This is a genomic window from Saccharopolyspora antiqui (assembly GCF_052246905.1).
Taxonomy (GTDB): Bacteria; Actinomycetota; Actinomycetes; order Mycobacteriales; family Pseudonocardiaceae; genus Saccharopolyspora.
The window spans coordinates 1-12,355 of record NZ_JBQQBO010000012.1 but is presented as its reverse complement, the minus strand read 5'-3'; the positions used below and the strand labels follow the sequence as shown (position 1 = coordinate 12,355).

Annotated in this window: 13 protein-coding genes; 7 read left to right on the top strand and 6 right to left on the bottom strand. The window is 70.8% G+C overall.

The window, feature by feature from the left end:
* Nucleotides 1–126: 126 nt before the first annotated feature.
* Nucleotides 127–741, top strand: coding sequence for a DUF2567 domain-containing protein (locus ACTWQN_RS19595; RefSeq protein WP_443204955.1), 615 nt, complete (start codon nt 127–129; stop codon nt 739–741).
* Nucleotides 742–918: 177 nt separating this feature from the next.
* Here ACTWQN_RS19595 and ACTWQN_RS19590 read toward each other — a convergent pair whose 3' ends face one another.
* From ACTWQN_RS19590 to ACTWQN_RS19580, 3 genes are all read right to left on the bottom strand, one after another.
* A complete protein-coding gene (locus ACTWQN_RS19590; RefSeq protein WP_443204954.1) occupies nt 919–1,884 on the bottom strand; it encodes a DUF8017 domain-containing protein in 966 nt (321 codons plus the stop codon).
* Nucleotides 1,885–2,110: 226 nt separating this feature from the next.
* Nucleotides 2,111–2,788, bottom strand: coding sequence for an LON peptidase substrate-binding domain-containing protein (locus tag ACTWQN_RS19585; RefSeq protein ID WP_443205142.1), 678 nt, complete (start codon nt 2,786–2,788; stop codon nt 2,111–2,113).
* Between the two features lie 63 nt (nt 2,789–2,851).
* A complete protein-coding gene (locus tag ACTWQN_RS19580; RefSeq protein ID WP_443205141.1) occupies nt 2,852–3,502 on the bottom strand; it encodes an NUDIX hydrolase in 651 nt (216 codons plus the stop codon).
* 152 nt (nt 3,503–3,654) lie between these two features.
* Between ACTWQN_RS19580 and nadA the strand changes: the two genes are divergently transcribed.
* The 4 genes from nadA (at nt 3,655) to ACTWQN_RS19560 (ending at nt 8,198) form a co-directional block, all read left to right on the top strand.
* Nucleotides 3,655–4,671, top strand: a complete 1,017-nt coding sequence (gene nadA, locus ACTWQN_RS19575; RefSeq protein WP_443205140.1) for a quinolinate synthase NadA — start codon at nt 3,655–3,657, stop codon at nt 4,669–4,671.
* Nucleotides 4,668–6,272 carry an L-aspartate oxidase gene (locus ACTWQN_RS19570; RefSeq protein WP_443204953.1) on the top strand — a complete coding sequence of 535 codons (1,605 nt, stop codon included), beginning with the start codon at nt 4,668–4,670 and terminating at the stop codon, nt 6,270–6,272. The genes nadA and ACTWQN_RS19570 overlap by 4 nt, the downstream gene beginning before the upstream one ends.
* Nucleotides 6,269–7,117, top strand: a complete 849-nt coding sequence (gene nadC / locus ACTWQN_RS19565; protein WP_443204952.1) for a carboxylating nicotinate-nucleotide diphosphorylase — start codon at nt 6,269–6,271, stop codon at nt 7,115–7,117. Before ACTWQN_RS19570 ends, nadC begins: the two co-directional genes overlap by 4 nt.
* 154 nt (nt 7,118–7,271) lie before the next feature.
* Complete coding sequence (locus ACTWQN_RS19560; protein ID WP_443204951.1) at nt 7,272–8,198, top strand: CPBP family intramembrane glutamic endopeptidase; 927 nt, start codon at nt 7,272–7,274, stop codon at nt 8,196–8,198.
* Nucleotides 8,199–8,269: 71 nt separating this feature from the next.
* Here the strand turns inward: ACTWQN_RS19560 and ACTWQN_RS19555 are convergent, their stop codons facing one another.
* Both ACTWQN_RS19555 and ACTWQN_RS19550 read right to left on the bottom strand, forming a co-directional pair.
* Complete coding sequence (locus tag ACTWQN_RS19555) at nt 8,270–8,557, bottom strand: antibiotic biosynthesis monooxygenase (RefSeq protein ID WP_443204950.1); 288 nt, start codon at nt 8,555–8,557, stop codon at nt 8,270–8,272.
* Nucleotides 8,558–8,638: 81 nt separating this feature from the next.
* Entirely contained in the window at nt 8,639–9,430 is a 792-nt protein-coding gene (locus tag ACTWQN_RS19550; RefSeq protein ID WP_443204949.1) for a carbon-nitrogen hydrolase family protein, read from the bottom strand.
* Nucleotides 9,431–9,565: 135 nt separating this feature from the next.
* Between ACTWQN_RS19550 and ACTWQN_RS19545 the strand changes: the two genes are divergently transcribed.
* Nucleotides 9,566–10,192 (top strand): GntR family transcriptional regulator, encoded by a 627-nt coding sequence (locus ACTWQN_RS19545; RefSeq protein WP_443204948.1) that lies wholly within the window; start codon nt 9,566–9,568, stop codon nt 10,190–10,192.
* Nucleotides 10,193–10,221: 29 nt separating this feature from the next.
* On the opposite strand, the gene ACTWQN_RS19540 is transcribed toward ACTWQN_RS19545, so the two are convergent.
* Nucleotides 10,222–11,511, bottom strand: coding sequence for an MFS transporter (locus ACTWQN_RS19540; RefSeq protein ID WP_443204947.1), 1,290 nt, complete (start codon nt 11,509–11,511; stop codon nt 10,222–10,224).
* Nucleotides 11,512–11,625: 114 nt separating this feature from the next.
* Here ACTWQN_RS19540 and ACTWQN_RS19535 point away from each other — a divergent pair, with 114 nt between their 5' ends.
* Nucleotides 11,626–12,303, top strand: coding sequence for a DUF2848 domain-containing protein (locus tag ACTWQN_RS19535; protein WP_443204946.1), 678 nt, complete (start codon nt 11,626–11,628; stop codon nt 12,301–12,303).
* The last annotated feature ends 52 nt before the right edge of the window (nt 12,304–12,355 follow it).

The window sequence follows — 12,355 nt, the reverse complement described above, 5'->3', positions numbered from 1 at the left end:
GGGGGCTCGCGCAGAATAGTTGATGCGCGCCGCGCACCCCGCCATCGGGTGATGCGGGGATGACGAGGTGGAGCGCTAGGGTGGCGAAGCAACCAATCGTGGTGGCTGGTAGGAGGAGGTCGGCGGGTGGCGGACAGCCCGGTGGAGTCCAGCGGCACGCGCGCCGCCCCGGAGCGGATCGCGTCTGCGACCGGGTCCGAGAACCTGTTCGTCCGACTCGTCGCGCCAGCACCCCGCGTGGTCGTCAAGGCCGACCTGTTGCCCGCGGTGAGTGCGTTGTCCCTGGTCGCGCTGCTTGGTCTGCCGATCGGCTGGGTGTGGTCGCGGCTGGCGCCGCCGCAGGAGAGCGTGCTCGGCGAACAGGGCACGCTGACGCCGCTGTTGGTGGAGAGCTACCACGACTTCGACGCGATCGCGATCTTCGCGCTGCTCGCCTTCGCCGCCGGGCTGCTGACCGCGGCGGTGTTGTGGCTGCTGCGCGGTCGGCGCGGCCCGGTGCTGCTCATCGCCGGTGCGCTCGGGTCGCTGGTCGCATCTTGGCTGGGCATCCAGCTGGGCGCCTCGTTCGCCGCCGGGCTGTACGCGATGCCGTCGAACCCGCGGCTCGGCGACCTGATCGCGATCGCCCCGGAGATCAACACGCACTGGGTGCTGCTGACCCAACCGCTGGGTGTCGCTCTCGGCTACGGCCTCGCCGCCTCCTGGAACGGCCTGGACGACCTCGGCCGCCGCCTCGGCTGAGAACGCGGCGATTTCGCGCTTGGATTCGACACCCGGCTTGACCTGACCGGCAAAAGCCCGATTGGGAGCCCTAGTGAGGGTTCCCAGGTCAAGCCTTCTCGGGTTGTGTTGCGTTGACCCCTCGCGATCAAGCGAGAAATGACCGCCGCTCTCTCGCGAAATGGTGTGCGGGAGGGGTCAGTTCGGGGCGCCGCGGAAGGTTTCGGTGATCTGCTTCAGCGTGTCGACGGAAACCGCGTCCGGCACGTTCTGGTCGGCGGCCGCGATGAACACCACCGAGCTCTCCCCGTCGCTGTTGGTCGCGAGCACGCTGACCGCGACCGACGCGGCGTCGCAGGGGCCGGGGGTGGGCAGCGTGACCAGCGCGGTGACCCGAACGGCGGGCGTGGTGCCCCCGGCGAGCCGCAGCTGCTCCACCGGGCCCGGCACGATCATCGGCGCCTGACCGTCCCGCGTGTAGGCGAGCGTGGCGAACTTCTGCAGGGTTTCGCTGGCGACTGCGGTGTCGTCCGGGCCCTTGCGCGCGGTCGCGCCCGAGGTCGCGCGGTAGCTGTTGGCGTCGCCGGGGCAGAAGCCGAGCTGGTAGTCGGCCACCCCGGTCATCGTCACCGGGTCGTCGGGCGGGCCGATGCCGTGGATGTTGTCCGGATTGGGGTCCAGCTCCCAGCCCGGTGGCACGTCGTAGACGGCACCTCGCTTGGGCACGGTCACCACCTGCCAACCGGCTACGACCGGTGTCAGGTTGGGGTTGGCCACCGACGTCGGCGATGTCGCGCTGCTGGTGGGCTGGGTCGGTGTGCTGGTGCTGGTGGGGGGTGCGGTCGGCGCGGCCTGGTCCCCGCCGCTGGCGCTGAGCACGACGACCGTGGTGACGATGGCGATCACCGCGACGGCGGCGAGCGCGATCGCGGCGATCAACGGCCCGCGGCGCTTGCCCGGCGGCGTCGGTGGCGGCGGATAGCCACCGGGCATGTTCGGGTAGGCGGGTGGCGGCTGCTGGGGTTGGGAGAACGCCCCGAAACCCTGGTACTGCCTGCCGGGCTGCGGTCCCGATGCCCCGGGACCACCGGCCACCGGCTGCCCGGTGCGCGGATCGTACGGCTGCCGGTACTCGCTGGAACCCCAATTGCCCGGTGAAGACATGCGGCGATCTTAATGCCTGCCCCAGAACTCCCTTTGCGAGCTGAGGTCGTGAGTGGTTTTCCGGTAAGAACCCGGCGCACTCACTCACAAGCCGATCCCGACACCAGACGGCAGCACGTTGGGCACCGACCTCGCGATCACTCAGCTGAGTGATGAGTGAAGGGCACCTTTTACCGGCATAGTCGGTCAAAGGTGCCCTTCACCTCGAAAAATTCGCGCGGGTGGGTTAGTTGACGCTGGTTTGTTGGGCGAATTCGGTGAGCGGGGCTGGGACGGCGCGGAGTTCGCGGAGGAATTCCGCTTCGCGCAGTAGTAGGCGCCGGATGTTGCGCAGGCGTACCAGTGGATCGGTTTCGGTGAGGAGTTCCTGGCGGTCTTCCACGGTCAGCACGCAGTCGTCGGCCAGCAGGTAGGAGAGCTCTGGTGCGTCGGCGTCGGCGCCGGGCATTTCGCGTGGCCCGCCGCGCAATCCGGTGGCGTGGTAGCGCTGGTAGGCGGAGCGGGCGGCGGTGGTGAGGTGCTCGCGGCGCGCTGGCGAGTCGTCTTCCGGGGTGGTGTCCGGCAGCCACTGGATGTTGGCCATCAGGTACGGCGCGGCGCTGCGATCGATCTGCAGCAGGCGGAACCGCCGTTCACCAGCGGCGCTGACGTCGTAGCGCCCGCCGGGCAACTGCCGCACCTGGTCCAGCCGCGCCGAGCAGCCCACGTCGTACATCGAGTCCACGTTGTCCTCGCCGACTTCCCAACCCTGCCTGATCGCCACCACGCCGAACAGGCGGTCCGGCAGGTCCTCGTGCACCAGGTCGGTGACCAGCTGCCGGTAGCGCGGCTCGAAGATGTGCAGCGGCAGGTGACCGCCCGGGAGCAGCACGGTGCCCAGCGGGAACAGCGGCAGCATGTCCATCACGTGCCCAACCTACTTCCCCAGCGTCGGCGGAGCAGCATTGCCGATGTTGCGGGAGCCCGCTCAGACCGGCGGCCGGAACACCGCGAAGGGATCCGTGACCTGCAGGTCGCGTGAGGTGAACTGGAACAGCGCGGGTGGGCGGCCGCCCGCAGGCCCGGCGGGCACCGTGCGACCGGTGGGTTCCAGCACGCCGCGCCGGGACAGCACGCGTTGCAGGTTGGTCGCCGCGACCTGGTAGCCGAGTGCGGCGGAGTAGATCCGGCGCAGCTCCGAGACGGTGAACTCGGCGGGGGCCAGCGCGAAGCCGATGTTGGTGTAGGACAGCTTGGCGCGCAGCCGATCCCGTGCGGCCAGCACGATCCGCTGGTGGTCGAAGGCGGTGGCGGGCAGGGCGTCCACCGGATGCCATCGGGTGTCGGCGGGCACTTCGGGGTCGGTGTCGGACGGGACGAGCCCGAGGAACGCGGTGGCCACCACCCGACGGCCGGGCACCCGGTCCGGGGCGCTGAACACCGAGAGCTGCTCGACGTGGGAGAGCTTGTGCACGTCGACCTTCTCGGCCAGCTGCCGCCGGATGGAGCTCTCCACGTCTTCGGTGGCGGCCAGCCGCCCGCCGGGCAGCGACCAGCGGTGCAGATGGGGTTCCTGGGCGCGCTGCCAGAGCAGCACTTCCAGCCGGTCGTCGCGCACCTGGAGCACCCCGGCCAACACCTCGTGACCAACGTCGCTCTTGTTCGGACAACTCCCAGTGTTACGATATGGCACGTTTTCGATTCTAAGGCGAAAACCTCGGAGCGGTTGATCCGGGGTGCTAGCGGAGCTTCCGGGTGAGCCGTTCCGGAGGATCCGGCGAGGAGGACGAGATGGCCACGACCGCGACTTGGGAGCGCACCGACGCCGGTTACACGGGTGTGCAGCCGACGGCGGACTGGGCGCGCGAGGTCCGCAGGCTGGCCGACGAGCGGGATGCCGTGCTGCTCGCGCACAACTACCAGTTGCCCGAGATCCAGGACGTCGCCGACCACACCGGCGACTCGCTGGCGTTGAGCCGGCTCGCGGCGAACAGCGCCGCGAGCACGATCGTCTTCTGCGGCGTGCACTTCATGGCCGAAACCGCGAAGATCCTCGGCCCGGACAAGACCGTGCTCATCCCGGACGCGCGCGCCGGTTGCTCGCTGGCCGACTCGATCACCGCCGAACAGCTGCGCGCCTGGAAGGCCGAGCACCCGGGCGCTGTCGTGGTGTCCTACGTGAACACCACGGCCGAGGTGAAGGCGGAGACCGACATCTGCTGCACCTCGTCGAACGCGGTGGACGTGGTGCGCTCCGTCCCGGCCGACCGCGAGGTGCTGTTCTGCCCCGACCAGTTCCTCGGCGCGCACGTCCGGCGCGAGACCGGCCGGGAGAACCTGCACGTCTGGGCCGGTGAGTGCCACGTGCACGCCGGGATCAACGGTCCGGAGCTGGCCGAGCGGGCGGCCGCCAACCCGGACGCCGACCTGTTCATCCACCCCGAGTGCGGCTGCGCGACCTCCGCGCTCTACCTGGCCGGGGAGGGCACCGTGGCCAAGGAGCGGGTGAAGATCCTGTCCACCGGCGACATGCTCGACGCGGCGCGGCAGACCGGGGCGCGTTCGGTGCTGGTGGCCACCGAGGTCGGGATGCTGCACCAGCTGCGCCGCGCCGCACCGGAGATCGACTTCCGGGCGGTCAACGACCGGGCGTCCTGCCGGTACATGAAGATGATCACCCCGGCCGCCCTGCTGCGCTGCCTGCGCGAGGGCGCCGACGAGGTGCACGTACCGCTGGACGTCGCCGAGCGCGCGCGGGCCTCGGTCGAGCGGATGATCGCGATCGGCAAGCCGGGAGGCGGCGAATGAGCTGGGAAGCGGGCGCGGATCTGCTCGTCGTCGGTACCGGCGTCGCGGGTCTGACGGCGGCGCTGCGGGCCAGGGAGCTGGGCCTGCGGGTGCTGGTGGTCAGCAAGGACGCCGCCTCGGCGGGCAACACCGGCTGGGCGCAGGGCGGTATCGCCGTGGTCCGCTCCGACGAGCTCGACCCGGGCGACAGCCTGCGCAGGCACGTCGAGGACACGCTCACCGCCGGGGCGGGCTTGTGCTCCCGCTCCGCGGTGCGGGACATCCTCGCGGACGGCGCCGCGGCGATCACCCGGTTACGCACGGCCGGTGCGCGCTTCGACACCGGCTCCGACGGCGCGTTGGCGCGGACCCGGGAGGGCGGGCACAGCGCGTTCCGGGTGATCCACTCGGGCGGCGACGCCACCGGAGCGGAGGTCCAGCGCGCGCTGTCGGATGCGGTGCGCGGCGGTGGAATTCCGGTGCTGGAGCAGCATTGCGTGGTCGAACTGCTGCGCGGCGACACCGGAGCCGTGGTGGGTGCGCTGGCGATGGACGCGGAGAGCAGGCCGGGCGTGCTGCACGCCCCGGCGGTGCTGCTGGCCACCGGTGGGCTCGGTCAGCTCTACGCCAGCACCACGAATCCCGATGTGTCCACCGCGGACGGTGTGGCGCTCGCGCTGCGGGCCGGTGCGTCCGTGGCGGATCTGGAGTTCGTGCAGTTCCACCCGACGGTGCTGTACACGCCGGGCGGGGCGCGCGGCCGCCGTCCGCTGATCACCGAGGCGGTGCGCGGTGAAGGCGCGGTGCTGGTGGACGTGCGCGGTCGGCGCGTCATGGAAGGCGCGCACCCGCTGGCCGATCTGGCGCCGCGCGACGTCGTGTCGGCGGCGATCAACCAGCGCGCCGCCGAAACCGGCGCGGAGCACGTGTTCCTCGACGCGACGAGCATCGGCGCCGGGTTCGCCGAGCGCTTCCCGACGGTCTACGCCGCCTGTCGGGCCGCCGGGATCGATCCGGTCCGGGAACCGATTCCGGTGGCCAGCGCCGCGCACTACTCCTGCGGTGGCGTGGTGTCCAGTGTGGACGGACGTACTGCGGTCACCGGGCTCTACGCCGCTGGCGAGGTCGCCTGCACCGGGCTGCACGGCGCGAACCGGTTGGCTTCCAACAGCCTGCTGGAGGGGCTGGTGGTCGGCGGGCGCGCGGCCGAGGCGGTGGCGAAGGACCTGTGCTGCGGGCTGTTGAGCCGCCGGGGCGCCGGTGAGGTCGTCCAGCCCGCGATGGCGGTGGTCGACCGGGACCTGCTGCAGCGCACCATGAGCCGCCACGTCGGCATCGGGCGCGACGACGAAGGTCTCGCGACCGCCACCAGGACGCTCGATCGGGCCGCCGTCGTCCGCCCGCTGCTGACCCGGCAGGCGGTGGAGGACTCGTCGTTGGCGCTGACCGCGCAGGCGCTGCTCGCGGCGGCCCGGCAGCGGGCCGAGTCCCGGGGCTGCCACCGCCGGACCGACTTCCCGGAGACCGACGACCTGCGGTGGCGTCGCAGCACCGTGCTCCGGCTGGACGCCTCGGGGTGGCTGATCCACACCGCGGCCGGGATTGGGAGGACAGCGGCATGACGCTCGACCACGAGGTGGCCCGCGAAGTGGTGCGCACGGCATTGGCCGAGGATCTGCGCTACGGGCCGGATGCGACCACCGAGGCGACGGTCCCGGCGGACGCGATCGCCGAGGCCGGGTTCAACACCCGCCGGGCCGGGGTGCTCGCGGGTCTGCCGCTGGTGCGGCTGGTGCTCGACGAAGTGCTGGGCGCGGACTCCTACACGGTGCTCGCCGAGCGCGCGGACGGCGATGTGCTGGCGCCCGGTGACTGCGTGCTGCGGGTGAAAGCGCCGGTCCGGGGGCTGCTCACGGCGGAACGCACGGCGTTGAACCTGCTGTGCCACCTCTCGGGCATCGCCACCGCGACCGCGCAGTGGGTCGCGGCGGTGGCCGGGACCGGGTGCCGGATCCGGGACAGCCGCAAGACGTTGCCCGGCATGCGGGTGCTGCAGAAGTACGCGGTGCGCTGCGGTGGCGGCGTCAACCACCGGATGGGTCTGGGCGACGCGGTGCTGATCAAGGACAACCACGTGGTGGCGGCGGGCTCGGTGGTCGCGGCGGTGCGCGCCTGCCGCGCCCATGCACCGCAACTGCCGATGGAGGTCGAGGTGTCCACACTGGACGAACTCGATGCGGTGCTGGCGGAAGACGTGGAACTGGTCCTGCTGGACAACTTCACCCCGGCGCAGTGCGCCGAAGCGGTGCGCCGCACCGCGGCGGTGTCGCCGAACACGGAGCTGGAAGCCTCGGGCGGACTGACCCTCGACGTGGCCCGCGCCTACGCCGAAACCGGTGTCCAGTACCTCGCGGTCGGCGGCCTGACCCACTCCTCCCCAGCCCTCGACCTCGGCCTGGACATGTAGTCACCCAGTGGCGACCGGCTCGTCGAAGAGGTCCGCGTCGGGACGATCTTGAGTGGGCCCTGGTGGGTCTTGTGACTCGGAGTTCGGTGGAGATTACCCTTCGTGTCGGCGAGTCGTCGTCGGCGGCTTCGACTGATCTGGGGTTAGGAGAGCTGTGGACACTGTGCAGCCGGAGCGGGTGTTCCCTTCGCCGCTGTTGGGCGGGATCTACCGGGCTCGGCGGCCCACCGGGCCGGTGGTCGGGTTGGTCGTGGTGGTGGCGTGCCTGCTGGTGGGGCAGTCCGTGGTGGCGTTGGTGCTGTTCCCGCTGCTCGGGGTTTCGCCGGAGGTGCTGATGGGCGCCAGCATGGGGCTGGTCGATCAGCTCGCGCTGATGCTCAGCTTCCTCGGCGCGACCGGTTTGCTGGCGCTGTGGATCTGGGGGAAGGAACGCCGCCCGTTCGGCACCGTCGGGTTCTTCCCGGCCTCGCGCGTCGGCATCCACCTGGTGCTCGGCGCTGTCGTCGCCGTGGTGCTGCTGTCCGTGCCGGTGGTCGTGAACATCCTCAGTGGACAGTTCGACGCCGGTGCGCTGCGCACCGCGCAGGTGGGTGCCGCGCTCGTCGCGCTGGTCGGGTTCATCGCGCAGGCCAGCACCGAGGAGATCCTCACCCGCGGCTACCTGATGCAGGTCACCTACCGGAAGTGGGGTCTGACGGCCGCGATCGCCTTCCAGGCCGTGGTGTTCACCGTGCTGCACGGCGTCAACATGAACGTCAGCCTGATCGGCCTGGTCAACATCCTGCTGATCGCCCTGGTGCTGGCGTTCTGGGCGCTGGCCGAGGGCGGCCTGTGGGGGGTGTGCGCCTTCCACGTGGTGTGGAACTGGTGCCAGGGCAACGTGTACGGCATCGAAGTGTCCGGAATGGACATCCAGACGACGATGCTGGACATCAGCGGCACGCCGGGAAGCGCCAACCTCCTCACCGGCGGCGGCTTCGGCATCGAGGGCAGCCTCCTCACCACCGCGGTCCTCGCCCTCGCCACAGCCCTGGCCGCCATCGCCTTCCGCCGCAGGCTCACCACGATGCGGGCGAGGTGAAGGGCACCTTTTACCAAGTTAGTTGGCGAAAGGTGCCCTTCACCTCTCCCCTGAACGGGGAACGGCGGGGTTCAGATCTGGAGGGCGACTTCGTAGGTTTCCACGTTCTGGATGGTTTGGCCGCTGGCGATGGCGGCCCTGCGGCGCATCCGGTTCGCCGCCTCGGCGCTGTCCTTCGCGGCCTGCTCGTCCGCCCAGAACGTCACGGTCATGGCCTTGCCGCTGTCGCGGTCGACCAGGACGTAGGCACCGCGGAAGCCGCCCAGCTGCTGCAGTTCCGGCTGCAGCCGGTCGACGCCCCGGGCGAGCTGGTCGAGCGCGTCGGACGGGCCGGTGTAAGTGCCCACTCGCGCATGCATGCTGGCCCCTCCAATCGCCAGGTGCGGCCAGGATGCGCCCGCCCGGGAGCCATCGCACGTCCGCCGGGCAGCCCGAAGACCTCAGAAACGGCGGTTGGCGAGCACCGGAACGGCTTGCCGGGCCTGCTCGACCTCGGCCGGGTCGAGGTCGACGACCAGAACGTCCGGGGCGTCGGCGAGCTGCGCGTGCACCTGGCCCAGCGGGGTGGCCACCAGGCTGTAGCCGATGCCGGTCGGCGCCTTGCCGCTGGGCTCCCGGCCGACGCTGCGCGGGTCGGCCTGGCCGCAGGCCACCACCCACGACGTCGAGTCCAGCGCGCGGGCGCGCACCAGCAGTTCCCACTGCTCGCGCTTGCCCTCGCCGGAACCCCAGGACGCCGAGGTGACGATCACCGACGCACCCTGGTCGGCCAGCGTCGTGTACAGGCCGGGGAAGCGCACGTCGTAGCAGGTCGTCATGCCGACCTTGGTGCCGCCGAGGTCCACCACGACGGGCTGCGAACCCGGCGCGACGGTCCGCGACTCGGCGAAGCCGAACGCGTCGAACAGGTGGATCTTGTCGTAGCTGGTGTCCAGGCCGCGGCCGGTGACCAGCAGCGTGTTGGTGACCCGGCCGTCCTCGGTTGGCGTGAACATGCCCGCCACCACGGCGATCCCGGCCTCGTCGGCCAGCCGCCGCACCTCGGTGGCCCACGGCCCGTCCAACGGCTCGGCCAGCGGCCCGAGCTTGATCCCGAAGCACGCCATCGTCGCCTCCGGGAAGACCGCCAGCTCTGCCCCCGCCTCGGCGGCCCGTCGCACACCATCGGCCACCAGTTCCAAGTTCGCCTTGGGGTCCGGGCCGGACACGATCTGGCACAAGGCAATCCGCATGACCACAACCATCCTTCGCTACGTGCTCGTCTTCGTTCTTGTCCCTGAAGCGGCGCTCAACCCACGCACAGCGAGTTCAACCGGTTCCTACCAGCTATGATGTTTGTATACGAGCGATATGCAAGGGGGATATTGGTGCCGTCCGGACGCGAACTCGCTTACGACCATCTCAAGGACACGGTCCTCAGCGACCCCGCCATGCAGGGGCAGTTCGTCAACGAACAGGCGCTGGCCGACGAGATCGGCGTGTCCCGGACTCCCATCCGGGAGGCCCTGCTGCTGCTCGCCGCCGAGGAACTGGTGCAGCTGGTGCCCAAGCGCGGGGCCTACATCGCGCCGGTCGGCGGGCGGGAGATCCGCGAGCTGTTCGAGATCCGCGCCATGATCGAGTGCTACGCGGCCCGGCGCGTCATCGAACTGGACGCCGTTCCGCTGGAGCAGATGCGCGCCGAGTTGGTGGGTCAGCGCGAGCTCCGCGGCGACGACCAGGCCCGCGCGTTCATCGACCGCGACCACAGCTTCCACGCAGCGCTGGTGTGCGCGGTCGGCAACGACATGCTCAGCAAGACCTACGACGCGCTGCGGGCGCGCCAGATCCGCGCGGGCATGGTGGCCCTGTTCAGCGTCGCGGGGCGGCGGAAGGCGGTGCTCGCCGAGCACGAGGCGATCCTCGCCGCGCTCGCCGCGGGCGACTCGGCGGCCGCCGAGTCGGCGATCACCGCCCACCTGTCCGCGACGCAACAGGTCCTGCTCACCGGCTGAACGGCTTTCCGGGGTGCGTGAGCGGGAGGTCACCGCGTGCTCGGGCGGCTCAGCGACAGGCCGATCAGGGTGACCACGCAGGTCGCCGCGAGGTAGATCGCCGGGGCTACCCAGGTGTCGAAGTAGGCGAACAACGACGTGAACAGCAGCGGAGCCAGCGCGCCGCCGATGACGCCCGCCAGCGTGTAGGCCAGCGAGGAGCCGGTGGAGCGCAGCGCGGTGCTGAACTGCTCGGACACGAAGGCCGCCTGCGGCCCGTACATCAGCGCGTGCCAGATCAGCCCGACGATCACGCCGACGATCAGCAGCGGCGCCGATCCGCCGCCGACCATCGGGAAGAACACGAACGGCCACACACCAGCGCCGATCGCACCCACCAGGTAGACCTTGCGCCGACCGAACCGGTCGGAGAGCGCTCCCGCCAGCGGCATCAGCGCGAGCTGCAGCGTCGAGCCGAGCATGACGCCGGTGACCGCCCAGCTCTGCGGAACCTTCAGCTGCTGGGTGGCGTAGGTGAGCACGAAGACCGTGAACAGCGCGTAGAGCACGTCCGGGCCGACGCGCGAGAGGATGCCCGACACCAGGGCGCGCGGCTCGCGGGTGAAGACCTCGCGCACCGGCGCACCGGCCCGCTCACCCTTTTCCTGCAACTCCTTGAAGACCGGGGTCTCCTCCAGCTTCACCCGGATCCACAGGCCGAAGAGCACCAGCACGGCGGAGAGCAGGAACGCGACCCGCCATCCCCAGGACATGAACTGCTCCTGGGTGAGCGCCGCGGCCAGCACCGCCAGCACACCGTTGGCCAGCAGGTTGCCCGCGGGCGGGCCGACCTGGGCCGCCGAGGCCCAGAAGCCGCGGTGCTTGTCGCTGCCGAACTCGCTGGACAGCAGGACCGCGCCGCCCCACTCGCCGCCGATGCCGACGCCCTGCGCGAACCGCAGGATCACCAGCAGCACCGCGCCGAGCGAGCCGACCTGGCTGTGCGTCGGCAGCAGGCCGATGAGGACGGTGGCGATACCGGTGACCAGCAGCGTGATGACCAGGACCTTCTTGCGGCCCAGCACATCGCCGAGGCGGCCGAACACGAAGCCGCCCAGCGGTCGGGAGACGTAGCCGACGGCGTAGGTGGAGAACGCCAGCAGCGTGCCGGACAGCGGATCGTGGCTGGGGAAGAACAGCTGGCCGAACACCAGGGCCGACGCCACCGAGTACGCGGCGAAGTCGTACCACTCCAGGGAGGTGCCGCTGAGGCTTGCGACGAAGGCCTTCACCAGGGCCTTGCGGTCCGGGCGGGTGGTGGTCGGGGGCGCGTGGGTCATCGGGGGTCCTTGTCTCCGGATTCTGGTTCCCGGGCGGGGTCGGCCGTGGATGCCGAACCCAGGTTACTGTGATACCAAATGTATACAACACGTATGCGGATATGGGAGGGCATTGTGTTTCCACTGCGTTTCGATGTCAACGGGGAGGTCGTCGAGGTGCGCGTGACGACGCTGCTCAACGGCGGTTACGCCGGTCGCAGCCAGCAGGACGTCGCCGCGCACGTCGCCGAGCTCGCCGAACTCGGGGTGCCCGCGCCGACCAAGACACCGTGCCTCTACCCGGTCGCCCCGTACCTGGCGATGCAGCCCGACGAGGTCCAGGTGCAGCACGGGCGCACCTCCGGCGAGGCGGAGTGGGCGCTGATCGTCGCCGGGCCGGACGAGCGGGACGTGCTGCTGACGGTGGCCTGCGACCACACCGACCGGGCCCTGGAGGTGCACGGCGTGGCGTGGAGCAAGCAGGCCGGGCCGGATGTGCTGGGTCGCAAGGCCTGGCGGCTGGTCGACGTCGCCGACCGCCTCGACGAGCTGACCCTGACCGCCTGGGCCGGTGGCAAGCAGATCCAGCAGGGCACCCTCGGTGAGCTGCTCGCCCCGCGGTACTGGCTCGACGACCTGCGCGAACGCGGCCTGCTGCAGCCGGGCACCGTGCTGCTTTCCGGGACGATCCCGATGGACGCCGCGGTCGACCAGTTCGCCGACTCCTGGCGGGTCGAGCTCGGCGACCCGAAGACCGGCGATGTCATCGCCTGCGAGTACCAGGTCCACCGCATGCCCGAACCCGTGGAGTGATGCGGGGTGGGGGGGGGGGGGGTCCGAACGGCTTCCAGCTGGCGGAGCTGTT

What these genes read in the sequence shown, in the direction of transcription:
- ACTWQN_RS19590 (WP_443204954.1), bottom strand. Translation starts at nt 1,884, where the DNA reads ATGTCTTCACCGGGCAATTGGGGTTCCAGCGAGTACCGGCAGCCGTAC.
- ACTWQN_RS19585 (WP_443205142.1), bottom strand. Translation starts at nt 2,788, where the DNA reads ATGGACATGCTGCCGCTGTTCCCGCTGGGCACCGTGCTGCTCCCGGGC.
- nadA (WP_443205140.1), top strand. Translation starts at nt 3,655, where the DNA reads ATGGCCACGACCGCGACTTGGGAGCGCACCGACGCCGGTTACACGGGT.
- ACTWQN_RS19570 (WP_443204953.1), top strand. Translation starts at nt 4,668, where the DNA reads ATGAGCTGGGAAGCGGGCGCGGATCTGCTCGTCGTCGGTACCGGCGTC.
- nadC (WP_443204952.1), top strand. Translation starts at nt 6,269, where the DNA reads ATGACGCTCGACCACGAGGTGGCCCGCGAAGTGGTGCGCACGGCATTG.
- ACTWQN_RS19555 (WP_443204950.1), bottom strand. Translation starts at nt 8,557, where the DNA reads ATGCATGCGCGAGTGGGCACTTACACCGGCCCGTCCGACGCGCTCGAC.
- ACTWQN_RS19550 (WP_443204949.1), bottom strand. Translation starts at nt 9,430, where the DNA reads ATGCGGATTGCCTTGTGCCAGATCGTGTCCGGCCCGGACCCCAAGGCG.
- ACTWQN_RS19540 (WP_443204947.1), bottom strand. Translation starts at nt 11,511, where the DNA reads ATGACCCACGCGCCCCCGACCACCACCCGCCCGGACCGCAAGGCCCTG.